This window comes from Streptomyces sp. NPDC087440, assembly GCF_044744005.1.
Classification (GTDB): Bacteria; Actinomycetota; Actinomycetes; order Streptomycetales; family Streptomycetaceae; genus Streptomyces.
This window is the reverse complement of sequence record NZ_JBIUXN010000018.1, coordinates 95818-116419: the sequence shown is the minus strand read 5'-3', so window position 1 is coordinate 116419 and position 20602 is coordinate 95818. Positions and strand designations below refer to the sequence as shown.

19 protein-coding genes and 1 riboswitch are annotated in these 20602 nt (G+C 69.5%); of the genes, 7 read left to right on the top strand and 12 right to left on the bottom strand.

The window, feature by feature from the left end; genetic code table 11:
• The first annotated feature begins 159 nt into the window (after positions 1 to 159).
• Complete coding sequence (locus ACIO3O_RS30310) at positions 160 to 903, top strand: rhomboid family intramembrane serine protease (protein ID WP_401751397.1); 744 nt, start codon at positions 160 to 162, stop codon at positions 901 to 903.
• The gene (locus ACIO3O_RS30305; RefSeq protein ID WP_189821770.1) at positions 900 to 1181 is read left to right on the top strand and encodes an Lrp/AsnC family transcriptional regulator; all 282 of its coding nucleotides are present in this window, start codon (positions 900 to 902) and stop codon (positions 1179 to 1181) included. Before ACIO3O_RS30310 ends, ACIO3O_RS30305 begins: the two co-directional genes overlap by 4 nt.
• A 71-nt stretch (positions 1182 to 1252) precedes the next feature.
• On the opposite strand, the gene ACIO3O_RS30300 is transcribed toward ACIO3O_RS30305, so the two are convergent.
• The 6 genes from ACIO3O_RS30300 to ACIO3O_RS30275 form a co-directional block, all read right to left on the bottom strand.
• Positions 1253 to 2668: an aminotransferase class V-fold PLP-dependent enzyme gene (locus ACIO3O_RS30300; protein WP_401751395.1), complete on the bottom strand. Its 1416-nt coding sequence runs from the start codon at positions 2666 to 2668 to the stop codon at positions 1253 to 1255.
• 238 nt (positions 2669 to 2906) lie between these two features.
• Positions 2907 to 3024: riboswitch (SAM riboswitch) on the bottom strand.
• A gap of 96 nt (positions 3025 to 3120) precedes the next feature.
• The gene (trpD, locus tag ACIO3O_RS30295; RefSeq protein WP_401751394.1) at positions 3121 to 4185 is read right to left on the bottom strand and encodes an anthranilate phosphoribosyltransferase; all 1065 of its coding nucleotides are present in this window, start codon (positions 4183 to 4185) and stop codon (positions 3121 to 3123) included.
• Positions 4186 to 4351: 166 nt separating this feature from the next.
• A complete protein-coding gene (locus ACIO3O_RS30290) occupies positions 4352 to 5989 on the bottom strand; it encodes a cytochrome bc complex cytochrome b subunit (RefSeq protein ID WP_401751392.1) in 1638 nt (545 codons plus the stop codon).
• Complete coding sequence (locus tag ACIO3O_RS30285) at positions 5986 to 7038, bottom strand: Rieske 2Fe-2S domain-containing protein (protein ID WP_401751390.1); 1053 nt, start codon at positions 7036 to 7038, stop codon at positions 5986 to 5988. Before ACIO3O_RS30285 ends, ACIO3O_RS30290 begins: the two co-directional genes overlap by 4 nt.
• Positions 7035 to 7844 (bottom strand): c-type cytochrome, encoded by an 810-nt coding sequence (locus tag ACIO3O_RS30280; RefSeq protein WP_189821775.1) that lies wholly within the window; start codon positions 7842 to 7844, stop codon positions 7035 to 7037. The genes ACIO3O_RS30285 and ACIO3O_RS30280 overlap by 4 nt, the downstream gene beginning before the upstream one ends.
• Positions 7845 to 7909: 65 nt before the next feature.
• Positions 7910 to 8530, bottom strand: coding sequence for a heme-copper oxidase subunit III (locus ACIO3O_RS30275; RefSeq protein WP_189821776.1), 621 nt, complete (start codon positions 8528 to 8530; stop codon positions 7910 to 7912).
• Positions 8531 to 8747: 217 nt separating this feature from the next.
• Here ACIO3O_RS30275 and ACIO3O_RS30270 point away from each other — a divergent pair, with 217 nt between their 5' ends.
• On the top strand, positions 8748 to 9170 hold the full coding sequence (locus tag ACIO3O_RS30270; RefSeq protein WP_401751388.1) for a hypothetical protein: 423 nt from the start codon (positions 8748 to 8750) through the stop codon (positions 9168 to 9170).
• Between the two features lie 115 nt (positions 9171 to 9285).
• Here ACIO3O_RS30270 and ACIO3O_RS30265 read toward each other — a convergent pair whose 3' ends face one another.
• The 4 genes from ACIO3O_RS30265 to coxB form a co-directional block, all read right to left on the bottom strand.
• Positions 9286 to 10539: an Ig-like domain-containing protein gene (locus ACIO3O_RS30265; RefSeq protein WP_401751387.1), complete on the bottom strand. Its 1254-nt coding sequence runs from the start codon at positions 10537 to 10539 to the stop codon at positions 9286 to 9288.
• Between the two features lie 131 nt (positions 10540 to 10670).
• The gene (locus tag ACIO3O_RS30260; RefSeq protein WP_401751385.1) at positions 10671 to 11069 is read right to left on the bottom strand and encodes a cytochrome c oxidase subunit 4; all 399 of its coding nucleotides are present in this window, start codon (positions 11067 to 11069) and stop codon (positions 10671 to 10673) included.
• A complete protein-coding gene (gene ctaD / locus ACIO3O_RS30255) occupies positions 11066 to 12808 on the bottom strand; it encodes a cytochrome c oxidase subunit I (protein WP_401751383.1) in 1743 nt (580 codons plus the stop codon). Before ctaD ends, ACIO3O_RS30260 begins: the two co-directional genes overlap by 4 nt.
• On the bottom strand, positions 12805 to 13803 hold the full coding sequence (coxB, locus tag ACIO3O_RS30250) for a cytochrome c oxidase subunit II (RefSeq protein ID WP_401751381.1): 999 nt from the start codon (positions 13801 to 13803) through the stop codon (positions 12805 to 12807). Before coxB ends, ctaD begins: the two co-directional genes overlap by 4 nt.
• 286 nt (positions 13804 to 14089) lie before the next feature.
• Between coxB and ACIO3O_RS30245 the strand changes: the two genes are divergently transcribed.
• Positions 14090 to 15466, top strand: a complete 1377-nt coding sequence (locus ACIO3O_RS30245; protein WP_401751379.1) for a cysteine desulfurase/sulfurtransferase TusA family protein — start codon at positions 14090 to 14092, stop codon at positions 15464 to 15466.
• 174 nt (positions 15467 to 15640) lie between these two features.
• Here the strand turns inward: ACIO3O_RS30245 and ACIO3O_RS30240 are convergent, their stop codons facing one another.
• Positions 15641 to 16615, bottom strand: coding sequence for a carbohydrate kinase family protein (locus ACIO3O_RS30240; RefSeq protein WP_401751378.1), 975 nt, complete (start codon positions 16613 to 16615; stop codon positions 15641 to 15643).
• 191 nt (positions 16616 to 16806) lie between these two features.
• Between ACIO3O_RS30240 and ACIO3O_RS30235 the strand changes: the two genes are divergently transcribed.
• Together ACIO3O_RS30235 and ACIO3O_RS30230 are read left to right on the top strand one after the other, a co-directional pair.
• Positions 16807 to 17022 carry a hypothetical protein gene (locus tag ACIO3O_RS30235; protein WP_401751376.1) on the top strand — a complete coding sequence of 72 codons (216 nt, stop codon included), beginning with the start codon at positions 16807 to 16809 and terminating at the stop codon, positions 17020 to 17022.
• Between the two features lie 111 nt (positions 17023 to 17133).
• A complete protein-coding gene (locus ACIO3O_RS30230; protein ID WP_401751375.1) occupies positions 17134 to 18600 on the top strand; it encodes a hypothetical protein in 1467 nt (488 codons plus the stop codon).
• 100 nt (positions 18601 to 18700) lie between these two features.
• On the opposite strand, the gene ACIO3O_RS30225 is transcribed toward ACIO3O_RS30230, so the two are convergent.
• Complete coding sequence (locus tag ACIO3O_RS30225; protein ID WP_401751373.1) at positions 18701 to 19057, bottom strand: HesB/IscA family protein; 357 nt, start codon at positions 19055 to 19057, stop codon at positions 18701 to 18703.
• Between the two features lie 320 nt (positions 19058 to 19377).
• Between ACIO3O_RS30225 and nadA the strand changes: the two genes are divergently transcribed.
• Positions 19378 to 20574 (top strand): quinolinate synthase NadA, encoded by a 1197-nt coding sequence (gene nadA / locus ACIO3O_RS30220; protein ID WP_401751372.1) that lies wholly within the window; start codon positions 19378 to 19380, stop codon positions 20572 to 20574.
• Positions 20575 to 20602: the final 28 nt, after the last annotated feature.

The window sequence follows — 20602 nt, the reverse complement described above, 5'->3', positions numbered from 1 at the left end:
GGATGCCCTGCGCGCAACCCTACGGCCTTACGGGTACCCCGCGCCGAGGGCGGTCGACCCTTGAGACCGGGGTGACCCGGGCGACAGCCCGGACGCCCGGGCCCGGCGTGCCAGCCCGGCCCGCACCGTGCGCTGCGGCATGCTCGCATCGTGATCCCCATGAGCAAGGCCACAGCCGGGCGACGGCAGGCGCGGTGGCGGGAGATCAGCCGGGGGCCGGTCGTGACGTACGCCGTGATCGGCGTCTGCTGCGTGGTCTTCCTGCTCGGCCCCGCGTCCGGCTTCACCCCCGCGTACGGGACCGGGGACGCGCTCCTCGCCGCGCAGAGCGCCTACTTCGAGCGCTGGGGCGTCGTCCCCGCCCAGCTGGTCAAGGGCGGCGGGCACGCCCTGCTCACCCCGTTCACCGCCCTGTTCGTGCACGGCAACTGGCTGCACCTGCTGGGCAACATGCTCTTCCTGTACGTCTTCGGGGCGATGACCGAGGAACGCATGGGCCGCCTGGCGTACGCCCTCTTCTACGTGATCTGCGGCTACCTCGCCCTCGTCGCGTACGCCCTCGCGCACGCCGGCTCCGACGAGACCCTGGTCGGCGCGTCGGGGGCGATCTCGGCGGTGCTGGGGGCGTTCCTGCGGCTCTTCCCGCACGCACGGGTCACCAGCCTCTTCCCCTTCCTGCTGTTCCTGCCGCTGCGCTTCCCCGCCTGGATCGTGCTGATCTTCTGGTTCGTGCTCCAGTGGCTGGCCGCCCAGGGGCTGGGCGAGGGGGCCGGGGTGGCGTATCTCGCGCACGTGGTGGGCTTCGCCGGGGGCTTCCTCTACGCGTGGGCGCGTTATCGCCGTACGACTACAGTTGCGAGCGCAGCAGCACCACCGGCCACCGAGGGAGAAAGCCAGCCGTGATCACCGCGATCGTGCTCATCAAGACCAGCGTGGACCGCATCCCCGAGATCGCCGAGTCCATCGCCGCGCTGGACAGCGTCAGCGAGGTCTTCTCCGTCACCGGTACGTACGACCTGATCGCCATGGTGCGCGTCGGGCGGCACGACGACCTGGCGGACATCATCCCCGGCTCCATCAGCAAGATCCCCGGCGTCGAGGGCACGGACACGCACGTCGCGTTCCGCACCTACTCGCAGCACGACCTGGAGGCGGCGTTCGCCATCGGGCTGGACGGCTGACACCTGCACGGTACGGCTGTGGCCCGCCCCCTGCACGAGGGGGCGGGCCACAGCCGTACCGTACGGAAGCCTCAGACGGCCGGGACGCAACGCCCGCCCTCGGTGCGGTAGTTCCACTGCGCGCCGTTGGCGACGAGTTCCTTGACCGCGCGCACGAACCGCTCCACGTGCTCGTCCGGCGTGCCCGCGCCGAAGCTCACCCGGATGGCGTTGAGGGAGCGCTCGCCCGGCTCGGCCTCGGGGGCGCCGCACTCGCCCGGGTCCTGGGGGTCGCTGCCGAGCAGCGTGCGCACCAGCGGGTGGGCGCAGAACAGGCCGTCGCGCACCCCGATGCCGTACTCGGCGGAGAGCGCGGCGGCGAAGTGCGAGCTGTTCCAGCCCTCCACGACGAAGGAGATGACGCCGACGCGCGGGGCGTCGTCGCCGAACAGCGAGAGCACCTTCACGGCCGGGACCTCGGCGAGGCCCGCGCGGACCGTGCGCACCAGCGCCTGCTCGCGCTGGACCAGGTTGTCGAAGCCCGCCTCGGTGAGCGCCTTGCAGGCGGAGGCGATCGAGTACACGCCGATGACGTTGGGCGAACCGGCCTCGTGGCGGGCGGCCGTGGTGTGCCACTCGACGTCCACGCCGCCGTCGGCGCGCCGCGCGACCTTCTTGGACGCGCCGCCGCCCGCGAGGTACGGCTCGGCCGCCTGGAGCCAGTCGGCGCGCCCGGCGAGCACGCCGGAGCCGAAGGGCGCGTACAGCTTGTGGCCGGAGAAGGCGACCCAGTCGACGTCCAACTCCTTGACGGACACCGGGTGGTGGGGCGCGAGCTGGGCGGCGTCCAGCACGATCCGCGCGCCGTGGGCGTGCGCTGCGGCGGCCAGCTCGGCCACCGGCCAGATCTCCCCGGTGACGTTGGAGGCACCGGTCACGCAGACCAGCGCGGGGCCGTACGGGTCGCGGTCGGCCAGCGCCCGCTCCAGCGTCTCGACGGCCTGGGCCGGAGTGCGCGGGGCGTTCAGGTAGGTGACGTTCGCGTCCTGCCAGGGCAGCAGCGAGGCGTGGTGCTCGGTCTCGAAGACGAACACCTGGCAGTCGGCGGGCAGGACGGCCGCCAGGAGGTTCAGCGAGTCGGTGGTGGAGCGGGTGAAGACGACCTGGTCACTGTCGCGGCAGTCGAGGAACTCGTGGACGGTCACCCGGCTGTTCTCGAACAGGTCGGTGGAGAGCTGCGAGAGGTACCCAGCCCCCCGGTGCACGCTGCCGTAGTACGGGGCGTACGCGGCGACGTCGTCCCACACCCGCTGCAGGGCCGGCGCACTGGCCGCGTAGTCGAGGGCCGCGTACGTCACTTCGCCCCCGGTGACCAGCGGCACGGCCACGTCCCGGCCGAGGACGGGCAGCGGCGCACAGCAGGGGTCGGCGCACTCGGCGGCGCAGGCGTCGACGGAGGGGGCGGCGGCAGAGGTGGCGGCGACGGTGGCGACGGACGATGCAGACATGGCGAAACTCCTGGCAGGACAAGGCGGAATGGCTTCAGTGATGCCCGCACGGAATCCGACGAAGGCTCAACTACCTTGTCTCGTACGGGAGTTGCCTCGACGCTCCGGATACACGTGTCCGGTTGCGGAGGTGAAGGTGAAACGGGGCCGAGCGGCCCTATCGCATTCGCTTGCTCACGAGACTGCTCCCTTGAGGACCAGGACCCCAGGGGCGCGCCACTCAAGATGAGTGCGCAGGGGTCCGCGCTTGCCGTAGACCTCGCTGCCTACGACCTGGTCTTCACCCGGGGCACCCCGCCACGGACGGAGGGTTGCCGGACAGCGGGCCGGGGCCGTAGTCGCTGTCACTCATGACCTGGTCAGCATCCTGCCACACACACGATCACATGCAAGAGCGCAGTCCGGTTTCTGAGACGTCCGGACTGCGCTCTGCGTCACACCAGCAGGGTGTTTCAGGCGTTGCTGGCCCGCACCCAGCGGTCCAGGGCCGCCTGCGCGCCCCCGGAGTCCAGGGACGCGCGCGCCTGCTCCAGACCGGCCGCGATCTCCTCGTTCAGCGATCCGCCGCCCGGGTTCAGGGCCACCAGCGCGGCCGCCGTGTTGAGCAGCACGGCGTCCCGTACGGGCCCCTTCTCGCCCGCGAACAGCCTGCGGGCCACCTCCGCGTTGTACGAGGCGTCCGCGCCGCGCAGGGCCTCCACCGGGACGAGTTCGAGGCCGACCTCGCGCGGGTCGAAGGCCTCCTCCCGGACGCCCCCGTCCCGTACCACCCAGACCCGGGAGGTCGCGGTGGTGGTCAGTTCGTCGAGGCCGTCGTCGCCGCGGAAGACGAGGGCGGAGTTGCCGCGTTCGGCGAGGACGCCCGCGACGATGGGGGCCATCCTCGCGTCGGCCACGCCGACCGCCTGGGCGCGCACCTGGGCCGGGTTGGTGAGCGGGCCCAGGATGTTGAAGGTGGTCTGCGTGCCGAGCTCCTTGCGGGCCTTGGCGGCGTACCGCAGCGCCGGGTGGAACTTCACGGCGAAGCAGAAGGTGATGCCCGCCTCGCCCGCCACCTCGGCCACCCGGCGGGGCGTCAGGTCCAGGTTGACGCCCAGCTTCTCCAGGACGTCGGAGGAGCCGCTCGCCGAGGACGAGGCCCGGTTGCCGTGCTTGACGACCTTGGCGCCGGTGCCGGCGATGACGATCGCGGACATGGTGGAGATGTTGACCGTCTTGGCCATGTCGCCGCCGGTGCCGACGATGTCGACGCTGGGGCCGGGCACCTCGATGGTGTTGGCGTGCTCGTACATCGCCCGTACCAGACCGGTGACTTCCTGCACCGTCTCGCCCTTGGCGCGCAGGGCGACCGAGAAGCCCGCGATCTGCGCGTCGGTGGCCTCGCCGGACATGATGCGGTCCATCGCCCACGCGGTGTCGTCCGCGCCGAGGTCCTGGCCGCGCATCAGGGCGGTGAGGATGCCCGGCCAGCCGCGGGCCGCCACGCTGTCGCCGCCGACTGGGGTCACAACGTTCATGGTCCGCTCCAGGGTCCACGCGCCCGGCGAAGGGCATGCCGATAAGGGATGGGGCCACCCTATCCAGCCCCGGTACGCGCGAAGAGCCCCGTCCGGGGTCCGGACGGGGCTCTTGGCTGTGGCGAACAGTCGCCGGTTCAGTTCACTTCACTGGACCGGCCGGGGATCAGTGGTGGCCGTGGCCGCTGGTGATCTCCTTGTACTCCTCGGCGGTGGGCTTGGCGATCTGGTTGCCCTCGCCGTACATGCCCTTGCTCAGCTTGACGCGCAGCTTCTCGGCGGGGCCGACCTTGCGCGTGACACCGTTCTCGTCCTCGGCGGGACCGATCTCGGCCGGCGCGTACTGCTCGTGCGCCGTGAGCGTGTGCAGCTTGTCCGCGGACAGGGGCTCGTGGACCTCGACGAACTCACCGTGCGGCAGGCGCTTGATGATGCCGGACTCGCGTCCGTGCAGCACCTTCTCGGCGTCCCTGCGCTGGAGGCCCAGGCAGATCCGCTTGGTGATGATGAACGCCAGGACCGGACCGACGAAGAAGCCGATGCGCACGAACCACGAGATCGAGTTGAGCGACAGGTGGAAGTGCGTGGCCCACAGGTCGTTTCCACCGCCGACGAGGCCGATGAAGTACAGCGTGATCCAGGCGACGCCGAACGCGGTGCGCGTCGGGCTGTTGCGCGGGCGCTGTGCGATGTGGTGCTCGCGCTTGTCGCCGGTGACCCAGGACTCCAGGAACGGCCACACCGCGATGACGGCGAGGATCAGACCGAAGAGGGTCAGCGGGATGAACACGCCCAGGACCAGCGTGTGGCCCCAGAGGTTGATCTCCCAGCCCGGCATGACACGCACCAGGCCTTCGGCGAAGCCCATGTACCAGTCCGGCTGGGCGCCCGTGGACACCTGATCGGGACGGTAGGGGCCGAGCGCCCAGACCGGGTTGATCGTGAACGCCGCCGCGATGATCGCGATGATGCCGAAGACCAGGAAGAAGAAGCCTCCGGCCTTGGCCATGTAGACCGGCAGCAGCGGCATGCCCACCACGTTGTTGTTCGTGCGGCCGGGGCCCGCGAACTGGGTGTGCTTGTGGTAGAAGACCAGGATCAGGTGCGCCACCATCAGGCCGAGCATGATGCCCGGCAGCAGCAGGATGTGCACCGAGTAGAACCTGGCGACCATGTCGTGGCCGGGGAACTCCCCGCCGAACAGGAACATCGAGATGTACGTGCCGACGACCGGCACGGACAGGATCGCGCCCTGCGTGAAGCGGACACCGGTGCCCGACAGCAGGTCGTCCGGCAGCGAGTAACCGGTGAAACCGGTGAACATGCCGAGGACGAACAGCAGGAAGCCGAACAGCCAGTTGACCTCGCGCGGCTTGCGGAAGGCACCCGTGAAGAAGACGCGCATCATGTGCACGAACATCGCCGCGAGGAAGATCAGCGCGCCCCAGTGGTGGATCTGCCGGATCAGCAGACCGCCACGGACGTCGAAGCTGATGTCCAGCGTCGACGCGTAGGCCTCCGTCATGCGGATGCCGTGCATCGGGGCGTACGACCCGTGGTACACGACCTCGTTCATGGACGGGTGGAAGAACAGCGTCAGATACACACCCGTGAGGATGATGATGATGAAGCTGTACATGCAGATCTCGCCGAGCATGAAGGACCAGTGGTCCGGGAAGATCTTGCGCATGTTGGCCTTGGCGAGGGAGTAGATCCCCAGCCGGCCGTCCGCCCAGTCCGCGACCCGCTCACCGGCGGGCGCCTTCTGCTGCGGCTTGGATTCGGTAGTCGTCGCAGTACTCATCCGCGCTCCCAGAAGGCAGGACCGACGGGCTCGGCGAAGTCGCCCATGGCTTCGAGGTAACCCTGGTCGTTCACCTTGATGTGCAGCTGCGGCAGCGGGTGACCGGCCGGGCCGAAGATGACGCGGGCGCCGTCGGACAGGTCGAAGGTGGACTGGTGGCACGGGCAGAGCACGTGGTGCGTCTGCTGCTCGTACAGGCTGATCGGGCAGCCCACGTGGGTGCAGATCTTCGAGTACGCGACGATGCCCTCGGCCGCCCACTCGCGCTGCTGCTTGTTCTTGATCTCGTCCGGCTGGATGCGGACGATCATCAAGGCGTCCTTGGCGATCTTCGAGTTGAACTCGTGGTCGTCCTCCTTCAGGCCTTCCGGGATGGCGAAGGTGAGCGAGCCCACCACGACGTCCTCGGCCCGCAGGGGCTCCATCGTGTTCTGGTTGATCAGACGCTTGCCCTTGTCCCAGGACGTCTCGCGGAGCTTCTTCTCCGGCAGCGGACCGAGGTCGCGCAGCAGCACGACGCCGGACAGCGGCACCAGGGCCAGCGCACCGAACATCGTGGTGCGGATCAGCTTGCGACGGCCGATCACCGACTCCTCGGCGCCCGCCTTGAAGTCGGCCATGACCTTGGCCTTGACCTCGGGCGTGGCCGCGATCGCGTGACGCTCGTCGGCGACCTCCACGTCGGACATCAGGGTGCGGGCCCAGTGGACCGCGCCCGCGCCGATGCAGAAGAGGGCGATGCCGAGCGTCAGACCCAGCGAGAGGTTGAGCGCGCTCACGTGGCCCAGCGGCCACACGTACACGATCTTGTCGATGGGGAACGCGACGAACGAGGCGATGAAGCCGATCGTCGCGAGCATCGACAGCGTGAACAGGAAGGCGACGACGCGCTCGGACCGCTTGGCGGCCCGCTCGTCGAGGTCCTGGATGCGCGGCTTGTGCGGCGGCAGGCCCGGGTCCGCGAACGGATCGTCCTTGGGCGCTACTTCGCCGTGCGCGTTGCCCTGCTCAGCAGGCAGGGCCTCTTCTGGATTCTCTTGGCTACTCATGACTTCTTGGCCTTAGCGGTGTGGGCCGCGACCCAGACGGCAACTGCGATGAGCGCACCCAGACCGAAGATCCAGGCGAACAGACCCTCACTGACCGGCCCGAGGCCGCCCAGTCCGAAGCCGCCGGGGCTCGGGGTCTCTTCGCCGTTCACGGCCTTGACGTACGCGATGATGTCCTTCTTTTCCTTCTCCGGCATGGTGCTGTCCGGGAAGGAGGGCATGTTCTGCGGGCCGGTCTGCATGGCCTCGTAGATGTGCTTCGGCGAGACGCCCTCAAGGGAGGGGGCGAACTTGCCGTGCGTCAGGGCGCCGCCCTCGCCGGTGAAGTTGTGGCACTGCGCACAGTTGGTGCGGAACAGTTCGCCACCCTTGCCGACGTCGGCGTTGCTCGGGTCGGTCTGGCTTTCGGTCGGCGTGATCGGGCCGGCGCCGAGAGAGGCCACGTACGCGGCGAGCTGGTCGATCTGCGCCTGCGTGTAGATGACCTTCTTCTTCGGCACCTGGGCGCCGGGCTGCTGCGCCGGCATACGGCCGGTGCCGACCTGGAAGTCCACTGCGGCGGAGCCCACGCCCACGAGGGACGGGCCGTCAGTGGTGCCCTGACCGCCGGTTCCGTGGCAGCTTGCGCAGCCGACGGCGTAGAGCTTCTTGCCCTCTTCGATGGCGAGGGACTGGGCGGTCTCGTCGGCCTGCGCCTTGCCCGCAGGCGCAAACGCGGCGTACAGCCCCCCAGTGGCCGCCAGCGCGAAGAGTAGGACGACGACCGCCGCCAGCGGATGGCGTCGTCGTGCGGAGAGCTTTTTCACGGATTACCCCGGTGTCAGGATCTTCTGCGTCGATGCGGGAAGTGTGTGCGGGCCTAGGCCCCTGGTTACTTGATCATGTAGATCGTGGCGAACAGGCCGATCCAGACGACGTCCACGAAGTGCCAGTAGTACGACACGACGATGGCGGCGGTGGCCTGCTCGTGGGTGAATCGCTTGGCCGCGTATGTCCGGCCGAGGACCAGCAGGAAGGCGATGAGGCCGCCTGTCACGTGCAGTCCGTGGAAGCCGGTCGTCAGGTAGAACACCGAGCCGTACGGGTCCGACGAGAGCGAGAGGCCCTCGTGCTTGACCAGCTCGGTGTACTCGTACACCTGGCCGCCAATGAAGATCGCACCCATCACGAACGTGATGATGAACCAGGTCCTGAGCTTCTTCACATCGCCCCGCTCCGCGGCGAAGACGCCGAGCTGGCAGGTGAGGGAGGAGAGGACCAGGATCGAGGTATTGGTCAGCGAGAACGGGAAGTTCAAGGCCGAGGCCTTTTCCGCCCAGAACTCGGGACCGGTCACCGATCGCAGGGTGAAGTACATCGCGAAGAGGGCCGCGAAGAACATCAGCTCGGAACTCAACCAGATGATGGTTCCGACGCTGGTGAGGTTCGGTCGATTGACCGACGGGTGCGCGTGCCCGGTATCTACTGTCGTTGCTGTCGCCACGACCGACATTATGTCGGTCGCTTATCCCGCCCTCACCCCGGGGGGTGCCGTTCGGAGTGTCAAGAGGGTGTGTCCTGCCCGAACGGCCCATCGAAGAGCCGTACGAACCGGTGTGGGCGGAGGGTCTGACGGAGTAGCATCCGCGCATCGGAACCGGCCCCAGCAGCCGCCTGCAGAGCCCAGAAAAGCCCGAGATCACCGCGTAACCGGACGTCACGGAGGAACAATGCAGCAGCCGACCGCCACGGTGCTGGTCTACAGCGACGACGCCAACACCCGCGAGCAGGTGCGGCTCGCGGCCGGTCGCAGGCCGGCCGCCGACGTACCGCCGGTCGAGTTCCTGGAGTGCGCCACGCTGCCCGCCGTCCTCAAGGCGCTGGACGCCGGCGGCATCGACGTGTGCGTGCTCGACGGCGAGACCGTCCCGGCGGGCGGCATGGGCGTCTGCCGGCAGATCAAGGACGAGGTCTTCGACTGCCCGCCCGTACTGCTCCTGATGGGGCGCCCGCAGGACGCCTGGCTGGCCACCTGGAGCCGTGCGGAGGCCGCGGTGACGCTGCCGGTCGAGCCGGTGGAGTTCGCCGCCTCGCTGGCGGCCCTGCTGCGTTCCCGGCTCGCCAGGTCCGCGGCGCCCGCCGTCCGGGCCTGAGGCGGCCGCGTACGGGCTCTGAAGCGTCCCGTACGGACTCGTAGGCGTCCCGTACGGGCTCGTACGCGTCCCGTACGGACGTGGCCGCACGCCGTCCCCCCGTGCCCCCGGGTCCTCAGACCTGGGGGCGCAGGCGCGGGGTGTGGACGCGGTCGCGCTGCTCCTCGGTGACGGCGAGCAGGGCGCTGCCCCTGCGCCACTTCTTCCAGTCGATGTTCCAGTCCCCGAAGCCGTTGCCGAACGGGTCCATGGTGTCGCCCCAGCTGCCGACGACCTTGACGATGTCGCCCTCGCGCACGGTGTCGTAGAACCACTCGGCGTTGCCGGTGGACATGCCCGTGCAGCCGTGGCTGACGTTCTCGTAGCCCTGCGAGCCGGTGGACCAGGGCGCGGCGTGCACGTACTCGCCGCTCCAGGTGACGCGGGTCGCGTAGTAGACCGGCAGGTCGTAGGAGTCGCTGGTGCCGGTCGGGATGCCGATGCTGGTGCCGCGCATCCGTACGAAGTACTCCTTGCCCAGTACGACCTTGACGCCGTTGCGGGTGGAGTAGCCGGGCTTTCCGGTGGTCACCGGAATGGTGTTGATCACTTTGTCGTTGCGCTTGACCGTCATGTAGTGCGACGAGGCGTCGGTGATGGCCTCGACCTTGTCGCCGATGGTGAGCTTCAGGGGCGTCGCGGCGGCTCCGTAGAGGCCCCCCGCGACCTTGATGCCCTCCAGGTTGCTGTGCGCCCGCACCGTCGCTCCGGCGGGCCAGTAGGCGCGCGGGCGGTAGTGCAGGAGGTCGTCCTCCACCCAGTACCAGGAGCCCTCGGCGGCGGGCTTGGAGTCGACCTTCAGGGCGCGCTCCACGACCGCGCGGGCGCGCGGGTCCTTGACCTTGGCGCTGAGCTTCGCGGTGACGGGCTGTCCGACGCCGTAGGTGCCCGCGTCCGGCCCGAACTCGACCTTGAGGGCCTTCTTCCCGGGGGCGGTCTTGAAGCCCAGCCTGCGCACGCCCGGTGCGCCCTCCTGGTCCTCGGTGCTGACCCTGACGGTGTATTCGGCGCCGGCGGCCAGCGGGGAGGTGGAGTGCCAGCGGGAGCCGTCGGCGGAGAGTTCGCCCGCCACCTGGCGGCCCGCCGCGTCCGCGGCGACGACGTCGGTGATCCGGCCGTCCTTGCCGGTGGCGGTCACCTCCAGGGGCTTCTCCGGGTCGACGTCCGTGCTTCCGGGTTGCCCGTTGAAGGTGATCTGCCGCGCCGCGTCGTACGGCGGGGAGGCGAGCGGGCTGCTCTCGGGCGTGCCGCAGGCGGTCAGCCCCGCCCCGAGGGAGGCGATCAGAAGGGTGCAGCTCAGGACCGTCCGGGCGCGGGGTGCGTGGCTCATGATCACACAATATGAAGCATCGTCAGATCAAGCGCGTTGAACACCGGCAAGTGACTGCAAACGAATGAGGGGCCCGTGCTCCGGAGTGTTCCGGTGCACGGGCCCCTCATCGAGGTGCCTCGCAGCGAGTGCTACTGGGTGCGGTTCTCACCGCGGTAGAACTCGAAGACCCAGCCGAACAGACCGACCAGGATCAGCGGCAGCGAGAAGAACAGCAGCCACCAGCCCATCGCGATGGCGAGGAAGGCGAACGCGCCGCCGATCGCCAGCGAGAGCGGCTGCCAGCTGTGCGGGGCGAAGAAGCCCAGCTCGCCGGCCTCGTCCGCGACGTCGGCCTGCTTGTTGTCCTGGGCCATGGAGTCGACCCGCTTGGCCGTGAAGGCCAGGTAGAAGCCGATCATGAGGCTCAGGCCGAAGGCCAGGACCAGTGCCGTGGTGCCCGCGGGCTCCTTGGACCACACGCCGTACACGACGGCCATGATCCCGACGAACACGCTCAGCCAGATGAAGAGCCAGCCTTGAATCTTCACTTGCCGGACTCCTTCGAGCTGAGAGCGAGCGGCTCGATGCCGTTGTCCCGGTGGTTCTCCAGCTGGTCGATCGCGGAGATCTCCGGGTGGTGCAGGTCAAACGCCGGGGATTCGGACCGGATGCGCGGCAGCGTGAGGAAGTTGTGCCGCGGCGGCGGGCAGGACGTCGCCCATTCGAGCGAACGGCCGTAGCCCCAGGGGTCGTCGACCTCGATCTTCTTGCCGTACTTCGCGGTCTTCCACACGTTGTAGAAGAACGGGAGCATCGACAGACCCAGCAGGAAGGAGCTGATGGTCGAGATCGTGTTCAGCGCGGTGAAGCCGTCGGCCGCGAGGTAGTCCGCGTAACGACGCGGCATGCCCTCGGCGCCCAGCCAGTGCTGCACCAGGAACGTGCCGTGGAAGCCCACGAACAGCGTCCAGAAGGTGATCTTGCCGAGCCGCTCGTCCAGCATCTTGCCGGTGAACTTCGGCCACCAGAAGTGGAAGCCGGAGAACATCGCGAAGACCACGGTGCCGAAGATGACGTAGTGGAAGTGCGCGACGACGAAGTACGAGTCGGAGACGTGGAAGTCCATCGGGGGCGAGGCCAGGATGACGCCGGTCAGACCACCGAAGGTGAAGGTGATCAGGAAGCCGACGGCCCAGAGCATCGGGGTCTCGAAGGACAGTGAGCCCTTCCACATCGTGCCGATCCAGTTGAAGAACTTCACACCGGTGGGCACTGCGATGAGGAATGTCATGAAGGAGAAGAACGGCAACAGCACGCCGCCCGTCACGTACATGTGGTGGGCCCAGACGGTGACCGAGAGGCCGGCGATCGCGATGGTCGCGGCGATCAGACCGATGTAGCCGAACATCGGCTTGCGGCTGAAGACCGGGATCACTTCGGAAATGATTCCGAAGAATGGTAGGGCGATGATGTACACCTCTGGGTGTCCGAAGAACCAGAAGAGGTGTTGCCAGAGAATCGCTCCGCCATTTGCGGCGTCGAATACATGGGCACCGAATTTACGGTCCGCCTCCAGGGCGAACAGCGCGGCGGCCAGCACCGGGAAGGCGAGCAGGACCAGAACACCGGTCAGCAGCACGTTCCAGGTGAAGATCGGCATGCGGAACATCGTCATGCCGGGAGCGCGCATGCAGATGATCGTGGTGATGAAGTTGACCGAGCCGAGGATCGTGCCGAAGCCGGAGAAGGCCAGACCCATGATCCACATGTCGGCGCCGACGCCCGGCGAACGGACCGCGTCCGACAGCGGGGAGTAGGCGAACCAGCCGAAGTCGGCCGCACCCTGCGGGGTAAGGAAGCCGGCCACCGCGATGATCGAGCCGAAGAGGTACAGCCAGTACGCGAACATGTTCAGCCGCGGGAACGCCACGTCGGGCGCGCCGATCTGCAGCGGCATGATCCAGTTCGCGAATCCGGCGAACAGCGGCGTCGCGAACATCAGCAGCATGATCGTGCCGTGCATCGTGAACGCCTGGTTGAACTGCTCGTTCGACATGATCTGCGTGCCGGGACGAGCGAGTTCGGCGCGCATGAAGAGCGCCATGACGCCGCCGATGATGAAGAACACGAACGACGTGATGAGGTACATCGAGCCGATCGTCTTGTGGTCAGTGGTGGTGAGCCACTTGATCACAATGTTTCCCGGCTCCTTGCGGCGCACCGGCAGCTCGTTCTCCGACGAGTCGATTGCTGCCGCGGCACCCTTGGGTTCGTTGAGGATGCTCACAGTTTGTTCGTCTCCGCATTCCGGGCCGGGTTCGTCAGCTCAATACCGGACGGGATGTATCCGGTCTGACCCTTCTTCGCCAGGTCCTTGAGGTGCTGCTGGTACTCCTCCGGGGAGACGACCTTCACGTTGAAGAGCATCCGGGAGTGGTCCACGCCGCAGAGCTCTGCGCACTTGCCCATGAAGATGCCCTCCTTGTTGGGGGTCACCTCGAAGGCGTTGGTGTGGCCCGGGATGACGTCCTGCTTCATCAGGAACGGCACGACCCAGAAGGAGTGGATGACGTCACGCGACGTCAGCACGAACCGGACCTTCTCGCCCTTGGGCAGCACCAGCGTCGGTCCGGGGTTCCCGTTCTCGGGGTTCCGGGTGCCGGGGATGCCGTAGTCGTAGACGCCCTCGGCGCCGTCCGGGAACTGCTTGGTGAAGCGGTCCGGAATCGCGCCGAGTTCCTTCGGAACGCCGGTCTTCAGCTTGGTCTTGGGGTCCGTCTGGGGACCCGTGGCGGTGTTGCCGTCCACGTCCTCGACGTAGTTGAAGCCCCAGCTCCACTGGTAGCCGACCACGTTGACCGTGTGCGTCGGCTTCTCGTCGAGATGCAGGAGCTTCGACTCGTCGCGGGCGGTGAAGTAGAACAGCACCGAGACGATGATGATGGGTGCGACCGTGTACAGGGCCTCGATGGGGAGGTTGTAGCGGGTCTGCGGAGGTACCTCGACCTTGGTGCGGCTGCGCCGGTGGAAGATGACGCTCCACAGGATCAGGCCCCACACCAGCACGCCCGTGACGAGCGCAGCCGCCCACGAGCCCTGCCAGAGGGAGAGGATTCGCGGCGCCTCTTCCGTTACCGGGGTGGGCATCCCCAGTCGGGGGAAGTCCTCCCATGTGTACGAGCAACCAGAGGCGGTCGCCAGGACCACGCCCGCGGTCAGCACCTGGAGCAGCTTCCGCCGCATCGGGCGCCGCGACGAGCGGTCGGAGCCGTTGGGACTCACGTAGCGCCTTCCCGAGAGTCTCGCCCGCGCGTGTGTGGCTGCGGCCGTCTGTCTAGGTCGGTCGCCGGCCCTGACGCGGGCAGGGGTTTGGATGTTTATGCGGACCAAACCCTACTGGACGCTATTTGGGGTCGCGCGGGGAGGGTGCCCAACGCGCCGCACCGCTCCCCGAAGGGGTGGCTCCGCCGCCGCTCGCGGGCGGAAGCGGTGCCTCCGCGCGGGAACTGACGGACCCTCCTCCGATGGCGGTAGGGGGCCGGGCGCACCCGGCGGCTAGCGTGGCCGCGTGCCCTACTTCGACGCCGCCTCCGCCGCTCCCCTGCACCCCGTCGCCCGCCAGGCGCTGCTTGCCTCCCTGGACGAGGGGTGGGCCGATCCGGCCCGGCTGTACCGGGAGGGGCGGCGGGCCAGGATGCTGCTGGACGCGGCCCGTGAGGCGGCCGCGGAGGCCGTGGGCTGCCGCCCGGACGAGCTGGTTTTCACCCCTTCGGGAACGCATGCGGTGCACACGGGAATTGCCGGGGCGCTCGCCGCGCGTCGGCGTGTCGGCCGCCGTCTGGTCCACTCCGCGGTCGAGCACTCCTCCGTGCTCCATTCGGCCGACGCCCATGTGGCGGGCGGCGGGTCGGCGGCGGAGGTGGCGGTGTCGGCCGCGGGCGCAGTGACGGCGGCCGATTTCGTACGGGCCGTGGAGGTGGAGGGGACCGCTCTGGCGTGTCTGCAGTCCGCCAACCACGAGGTCGGCACCCTCCAGCCGGTGGAGGAGGTCGCACACGCGTGCCGGGAGGCAGGAGTGCCGCTGCTGGTGGACGCGGCGCAGTCGCTGGGGTGGGGGCCGGTGGCCGGGCCGTGGTCGCTGCTGGCCGCGAGCGCGCACAAGTGGGGCGGTCCGGCGGGGGTCGGACTGCTGGTGGTCAGGAAGGGTGTGCGGTTCGCCGCGCAGGGACCGGCGGACGAGCGGGAGGCGGGGCGCTCCCCCGGTTTCGTGAACCTGCCCGCCGTGGTGGCGGCCGCGGCGTCGCTGCGGGCGGTGCGGGCGGAGGCCGACGCGGAGGCGGCACGGCTGCGGGGGCTGGTGGAGCGCATCCGGGCGGGGGTGCGCGAGGGGGTGCCGGACGTGGAGGTGGTCGGCGACCCGGAGCACCGGCTGCCTTACCTGGTGACGTTCTCCTGTCTGTACGTCGACGGGGAGAGCCTGTTGCACGCGCTGGACGCGGAGGGCTTCGCGGTGTCCTCGGGCTCCTCCTGCACGAGCAGCACGCTGACGCCGAGTCATGTGCTGCGGGCGATGGGGGTGCTCTCGGAGGGGAACGTCCGGGTGTCGCTGCCGTGGGGGGCCGCGGCGGAGGACGTGGAGCGGTTCCTGCGGGTGCTGCCGGGGGCGGTGGCAGGGGTACGGGGGGCGCTCGGGGCGCCCGAGGGGGCGGCCGGGAGTGTTCCGGGCCGGGACGCGGTGGTCGTGGACGCACTGGGGAAGCGCTGCCCGATTCCGGTGATCGAGCTGGCGAAGGTGATCGGGACCGTGCCGGTCGGCGGCACGGTCACCGTCCTCGCCGACGACACGGCGGCCCGCCTGGACATCCCGGCCTGGTGCGGAATGCGCGGCCAGGAGTACGTGGGCGAGCCCGAGGAGGGCCGTTACGTGATCCGCCGCACCCAGTAGTCCCTTGGCCCCAGCCCCCTTGGGCGGCGGGGCCGCCCCCCGGGGGCGGGACGGGCGGGCAAGGGGGCGGCCCCTCCCGCTCCCGGCCCCGCCCGGTGCCGCCCCTTGGCCAGCCCCCGTGCCGGGTGCGCGTCCGAAGGGGCCCGCCCCGCCCCCGTACCGGAGAAGCAGCGACTAGCCCAGGTGCTTCTGGACCTCTGCCGCCGCCTCGTCCCCGTACGCCTTCGTGAAGCGCTCCATGAAGTGGGCCCGGCTCAGCGTGTACTCCTGCGTGCCCAGCGTCTCGATGACCAGCGTGGCGAGCATGCAGCCGACCTGCGCCGCCCGCTCGTGGTTGACGCCCCAGGACAGCCCCGAGAGGAAGCCCGCGCGGAAGGCGTCGCCGACGCCGGTCGGGTCGACCTTCGCGTCCTCCTCCGGGCAGCCCACCTCGATCGGCTCCAGGCCGAGCTTCTCGATGCGCACGCCGCGCGAGCCGAGCGTGGTGACGCGGTGGCCGACCTTGGCGAGGATCTCAGCGTCGGTCCAGCCGGTCTTCGACTCGATGAGGCCCTTCTCGTACTCGTTGGAGAAGAGGTACGTCGCGCCTTCGAGGAGCGTGCGGATGTCGTCGCCCGACATGCGCGCGATCTGCTGCGAGAAGTCCGCGGCGAAGGGGATCGTGCGCGAGCGGCACTCCTCGGTGTGGCGGAGCATCGCCTCCGGGTCGTCCGCGCCGATCAGGACCAGGTCCAGGCCGCCCACGCGGTCGGCGACGGACTTCAGCTCGATCTGGCGGGCCTCGCTCATCGCGCCCGTGTAGAAGGAGCCGATCTGGTTGTGGTCGGCGTCCGTGGTGCACACGAAGCGGGCCGTGTGCAGGACCTCGGAGATGCGGACGGAGGCGGTGTCCACGCCGTGCCGGTCGAGCCAGGCGCGGTACTCGTCGAAGTCGGAGCCGGCCGCGCCGACCAGGATCGGCTTGGTGCCGAGCTGCCCCATGCCGAAGCAGATGTTGGCGCCGACGCCTCCGCGCCGCACGTCGAGGTTGTCGACGAGGAAGGAGAGGGAGACCGTGTGCAGCTGATCCGCGACCAGCTGGTCGGCGAAACGGCCGGGGAAGGTCATGAGGTGGTCGGTGGCGATGGAGCCGGTGACTGCGATACGCACGGCGGGGTTGCTCCCTGGGGGGATGACGGTACGAAGAAGACGACGCTTCACGCTACCGGTTGCGACCCGCTCGACCGAAGCGGCAAAACTACCCGATAGTAGGGCTTTTTAGTTGACCTCGCAGGTGCATACGGTGCGAGGAGACCGGGGTTTCGCGCTTCGGCGGCCCCTTGAGCACGGGAGTTCCACGTATGCACGAGCAGAGCGTCAGGGTCCCTTCCCGCCAGCCCCTCGCCGACGCCGACGGGGACTGGGCCCGGCTGCACGGGGACTGCGCGCGCATGGTGCCGCACTGGGCGGTCCCGGCGACGGTCACCGAGAGCGTTCCCGCGTCCCTGATCCACGGGGTCGTGGTGCCCTCCGCCTCGGCCCGGCTGGTGGGCGCGATGCCCGAGTACGGGGCCTGACGGCGCGTCTTCGGGGAACCGTGCGCGGGTGTGCGCCGTCACACCGGTGTCTCCTGCAAGGGAAGGCATCCGGCGGCGGCGTGGGTCCGGCGCGGGCGAAGGAGCGTTCCGGTGAGCAGCGAGCAGCAGACGCAAGACGGTCCCCGGCGGCGGATTCCGCTGGTCACGGCCTCGGTGGTGGCCGGTGTGCTGCTGGTCGGCGGCGGGGGCGCGTACTGGGCGTCCGCGGCGGGCGACGGCGGCGCGCCGAGCAGCCCCGGTGCGCCCGGCGGCTCCCCTCCCCCGCTCTCCCTCGGCAGCGGTACGGACGCCACGTCCGGCGGTACGGGTACGGGCGCGGGGCCGACCGGCATCGCCCCGGGCGAGCCCGACCCGAACGGGCGCGGCCCGGTGGTCTACAAGGCGCCCGGCACGCTGCCGAAGGCCCCCGCCACGGCCCCGGTGTACCGGGCGCAGGGCGCGGTCGGCGCCGACGAGGTGGCCCGCCTCGCGAAGGCGCTGGGCGTCGAGGGCACCCCGAGGCTGACCGGCGGCTCCTGGACGGTCGGCGCACTGCCGGACGGCACGGGGTCGCAGCTGCGGGTGACGCAGCGGGCGCCCGGCACCTGGACCTTCGCCCGGCACTCCCGGCCGGACGGCACCGGCAGCGTGGACTGTCTGCGGGGCAAGCAGTGCACGTCGGGGACGCCGGTGAGCGAGGAGGCGGCGAGGAAGGCCGCCGCCCCGGTGCTCGCGGCGCTGGGGCTGGACGGCGCGAAGCTGGATGCGACGCAGGTGCTGGGCGGCTCGCGGGTGGTGAACGCGGACCCGGTGGTCGACGGTCTGCCGACGTACGGCTGGACGACCGGCATCCCGGTGGGGCCGGACGGCAGCGTGGTGGGCGGCAGCGGGAACCTGAAGTCGCTGGGCAAGGGCGCCGCGTACCCGACGATCGGGGCGGACCGGGCGATCGAGCTGCTGAACCGGGCGGGGCGCTGGACGCGGCCCGACATCGGGGGCTGCGCCGACCCCGTGCCCGTACGGGAGAAGGAGACGGCGGGGGCGACGAAGGAGCCGGGGCCGCCGGTGGGGAAGATCCTGCCGTGCGAGCCGCGCAAGAACCCGCAGCGGACGGTGAACGTCGCATCCGCAACGTTCGGCCTCGCGGTCCAGTACGCGGACGGGCAGCAGATGCTGGTGCCGTCGTGGCTGCTGCGGGTGGAGCAGGAGGGTGGCGGGGCCGCCGGGACGGTGACGTATCCGGCGGTGGACCCGAAGTTCCTGACGTCGCCCGAGCCGCCGCGGAAGGACTCGCCCACACCTGCACCGGGGACGATTCCGGACCGGAAGGTCGAGACGTACACGACGGACGGCAGGAAACTGACCCTGACCTTCTGGGGCGGGGTGTGCAGCGAGTACGCCGCCAAGGCCGTGGAGGACGGCGGCACGGTGAAGGTGCGGGTCGTGGAGAGCAACCCGGACCCCGACCGGATCTGCATTGCGATCGCGAAGAAGCTGACGGCTTCGGTGGAGCTGAGCAGGCCGGTCGACGGGCGTCAGGTGGTCGGTGAGGACGGGCGGGCCGTCCCGAAGGGCTGAGGGACCAGCCAGATCAGCCGGATCCGCCCGGAGCGGCCGGGCATGACGAAGGCGGTTGGCGCGGACTGCGAGGTCCGCGCCAACCGCCTTTGTCGTCCTGCTAGTTGAACGAGTCGCCGCAGGCGCAGGAGCCCGTGGCGTTCGGGTTGTCGATCGTGAAGCCCTGCTTCTCGATGGTGTCGACGAAGTCGATGGAGGCGCCACCCAGGTACGGGGCGCTCATCCGGTCGGTGACGACCTTCACACCGTCGAAGTCCTTGATGACGTCGCCGTCGAGCGAGCGCTCGTCGAAGAAGAGCTGGTACCGCAGGCCCGAGCAGCCACCGGGCTGCACGGCGACGCGGAGCGCCAGGTCCTCACGACCCTCCTGGTCCAGCAGGGCCTTCACCTTGGCCGCGGCGGCGTCGGACAGGAGAATGCCGTCGCTCACGGTGGTCTTGTCGTCCTGAACGGACATCTACATCTCTCCCGGGTTGTACGGACTGCTTGCCGACGGTTGCAACCGGCGGGGCCGCGGATTCATTCCGGGCCTGAGCGTGTGTGGTGCTTCTTTCATGCTCGCACACCGAAATCGGTACGGGGCGGGGGCGGTGGGGCGGGAACCCGCCCCGGGAACCCGCCCGGGCGGCCGGGTGCGCCCCACCGGGAATTCGTCACACCGACGAGATCGGCATCGTCAAACTGACGTGAAGGGATTATCATAGATAGCGTCGTTTTGACGAAAAGGCCCGTCGCTCCATCCTCCGGGCCGCTCTCGCATCTCGCAGAACAGAAAGGGTGCGTGTCGTGACCACCGCCCAGCCCCGCCAGGCCGTCGAGCTCGACGTCCAGCCGTCTCCCCTCGCCCTGCTGCTCCTCGGCCGCGAGGCCGACCCGCGCAGCGAGCGCGGCGTGGAGTGCCCCGGCGACCTGCCGTCCCCGTCCGACCCGGACCTGGTGGAGCGCGCCCGCGCGGCCAAGGAGAAGCTCGGGGACAAGGTCTTCGTCCTCGGCCACCACTACCAGCGCGACGAGGTCATCCAGTTCGCCGACGTGACCGGCGACTCCTTCAAGCTCGCGCGCGACGCGGCCGCCAAGCCGGAGGCGGAGTACATCGTCTTCTGCGGCGTGCACTTCATGGCCGAGTCCGCGGACATCCTCACCTCGGACGACCAGAAGGTCGTGCTGCCGGACCTGGCGGCGGGCTGCTCGATGGCCGACATGGCCACCGCCGAGCAGGTCGCCGAGTGCTGGGACGTGCTCACGGACGCCGGAATCGCCGATTCCGTGGTGCCCGTGTCGTACATGAACTCCTCCGCCGACATCAAGGCCTTCACCGGCAAGCACGGCGGCACCATCTGCACCTCCTCCAACGCGCAGAGGGCACTGGACTGGGCCTTCGAGCAGGGCGACAAGGTGCTGTTCCTGCCCGACCAGCACCTGGGGCGCAACACCGCCGTCCGCGACATGGGGATGTCGCTGGACGACTGCGTGCTCTACAACCCGCACAAGCCGAACGGCGGGCTCACCGTCGAGCAGCTCCGCAACGCGAAGATGATCCTGTGGCGCGGGCACTGCTCGGTGCACGGCCGGTTCTCGCTGGAGTCGGTCGAGGACGTACGAGCGCGGATTCCGGGTGTACGGGTCCTGGTGCACCCGGAGTGCAAGCACGAGGTCGTCGCGGCGGCGGACGAGGTCGGCTCGACGGAGTACATCATCAAGGCCCTGGACGCGGCCCCGGCCGGTTCGAAGTGGGCGATCGGCACCGAGCTGAATCTCGTACGGCGGCTCGCGAACGCGCACCCGGACAAGGAGGTCGTCTTCCTCGACAAGACGGTCTGCTTCTGCTCGACCATGAACCGCATCGACCTCCCCCACCTGGTGTGGACCCTGGAGTCGCTGGCGGAGGGCACGCTGGTCAACCGGATCGAGGTCGACCGGGAGACGGAGAGCTTCGCGAAGCTGGCGCTGGAGCGGATGCTGGCGCTCCCCTAGCGGGCGCGGGGCCGATGAGTTTCGGTGG